Annotated in this window: 2 protein-coding genes; both read right to left on the bottom strand. The window is 59.6% G+C overall.

Annotated features, from left to right (window positions below; genetic code table 11):
- Positions 1-295, bottom strand: a 295-nt coding sequence (locus OD750_RS25550) for a DUF4265 domain-containing protein (RefSeq protein WP_272842162.1), incomplete at its 3' end; no start/stop codon positions are given.
- Positions 296-324: 29 nt separating this feature from the next.
- Positions 325-2,315: RHS repeat-associated core domain-containing protein (locus OD750_RS25545; RefSeq protein ID WP_272842161.1), on the bottom strand; the 1,991-nt coding region annotated here is incomplete at its 5' end.

The raw sequence follows: 2,315 nt of genomic DNA, 5'->3' as shown, positions 1-2,315 counted from the left end.
GCTCGGTAGAGCAAAACAAATCCTTTAGCTGATCCCGCACTGTTTGGACGAGCTTCTCATCGTACATGACAACATGGACTGTCGAGTGTTCGCCTGCTTTCAACAAAGAATCAAATGTTAGGCGATCGCCCTGCGAAACTACTGAAACAATGTCACCGTAGCTAACGCCCTGGGCGTAGAAAGGAACGTTGGCGATTTCGTAGCGCCCATCCTTGAGATCGATTGCCCATACATCCTCCCAATCGACGGGCGGAAATCCGTCCTCGTCTACTTCCAGTTTAATCGAAATCTTCACGTAATTCCTGGACGGGTCCATTTTATCGTTCACCTGTATTTTGGCGGAACCCAATCAATCTTTGGGCCTTTATCTAGATTGCATTCACTACAAAGAACCTGCCCATTTGAAGGGGCCCCATCTCCACCTTCTTTCTTCGGAAAGATGTGGTCAATTCGGGTTTCATCCTTTGGCGTTGGCGTACCGGGCTTGCTCTGTTTTGCCGGACTAGTCTCTCTGTTGCACCCTTCACACTTGGTTACGCCATTGTTCTTCTCTTCGTTCCGCCTTATTACTTCTTTTTTCCCCGCCTTTGTAAACGGCTTGCCCGCCCTCGGGCCGCCGGAAGTGCCTTTGTTAATCGCCTCCCGATTCAGCCCTTTAATTAAGCTGACCGCGCGTGGAGCCAGGGGGCCGGCCATAATAGTAGCTTCTATTTCCAAGGCCAATAACGCAACATCAGGCGGAAGATTTGGCGTTGGAACTGCGTACCGGGGCTCCGTGTAGTACATCCCGGCATCGCGTCCGTCGGGATCGATGTTCTTGTATGGATTGTTGTTCGCGTACCAGTAGCGATTAAACGTCTCCGCCTCTGCGGATACCGGGTCAATCGCCAGGAACCGCCCCGCAAACGGATCGTAGTACCGCGCCTGCATGTAGCTCAGGCCGGTCTCAGCATCGGCAACATGTCCGGTGAACCCCGGTGTCGACGTTACTGCCGGCCCCCATCCGTACGGCTGGTAGTCGTTGCGCGCCGTAGCGACGCCGCTCGTGTTCGTCGTCAGTGCCGGCGAGCCGAGCCCGTCCGTGTGGATGTATCGCCTTCCGGCCGTTCCGTCTTCGGCGATCAGATGCCGCCCGAGATACACGTAGCGCTTGTTGCCACCCGTCTGCGGCGGATAGGTCGTATCGCCTTGCTGGAAGCCGTTCTTGAAGATGCCGTCGTTCGTCGATGTCGGCGCGCTTTGATACAGCAACTGTCCCGCCTGGCTGTAAATCTGCACCGTCGCGACGCCGTTCTTCGTCACCATCGTGCGGCGGCCGTGGCCGTCGTAGCGGTAGCTCGCGACGTTCGGGCCGACCTGCCTCACGCGATCGGCGAGATCGATCGCGAACGTCTGTGTCGGCTGCCCTCTCACGGTTCGCGAAGTAACGCGTCCCCGCGCGTCGTAGCCGTACGCGATCAATGCGCTCGGACCGTCGTCGACGCTCGTCAGGCGCAGGGTTTGCGCGTCGTAGCGGTTCGTCCAGGTGCGTCCCGGCGCGACGGTCGTGCGCAGGTTGTCGAGCGCGTCGTAGCCGAACGTCTGCGTACCGCCCCAGCGCGGATCGTTGCGCGCGGTCTTGAGACGATCCAGATCGTCGTACGTCATCGTGCGCGTGAACGCGCCGCCGTTCTCGTCGGTGATGCTCGCGACGTTCGCGTTCGCGTCGTACGTGTACCGGTCGCTGAGTACCGATCCGTCAACGCTGCGGCTCGGCAAGCCCCGTTCGTTCTGCTCGGTCGTATGCGCGATGCCGTTGCCGTAGGTGAAGCCGGCCAGCGCGCCGTTCGGGTGCGTGACGATCTGCGTCGCGTAGCTGCCGACCCGCGTCGCTTCGCCCAACGCATTCGGCGCGTAGTCGATGGCAGTGCCGTCGGGATACGTCATGCCGCTGACGTGGCCGTTGCGGCTGTGTGCGTAGCCGATCGCGTAGTCGACGCCGTCCAGCTGTAACGTTTCATTCGTCGACAACCGGCGCTTGTTGTACGTCGTCGTCCAACGGCTGTTGTCGGATGTGATCGTTTCGAGCAGCCCGTCGAACGTGTACGTGCGCACGACGTTCGGGCTGCCGTCGCCATAGCTCGTCGTGAGCAGCCGGTTTCTGGCGTCGTACGTGTAGCCGATCTTCTGGTTGCTCGCGACGCTGGCCTGTTGGCAATTCGTCGTGCTCGTCAGGCTCTGTCCAGTGGCCTTCCATTCGACAAGATTGGCGCTGTTGTACGCCTGCACCGTCGCGCCGCTTTCCGGCTCGATCGTCTTGCACAGGCGCTGATGCT

It is taken from the genome of Tahibacter soli (genome assembly GCF_025717065.2).
Taxonomy (GTDB): Bacteria; Pseudomonadota; Gammaproteobacteria; order Xanthomonadales; family Rhodanobacteraceae; genus Tahibacter; species Tahibacter soli.
This window is presented reverse-complemented; position numbering and strand designations above follow the sequence as displayed.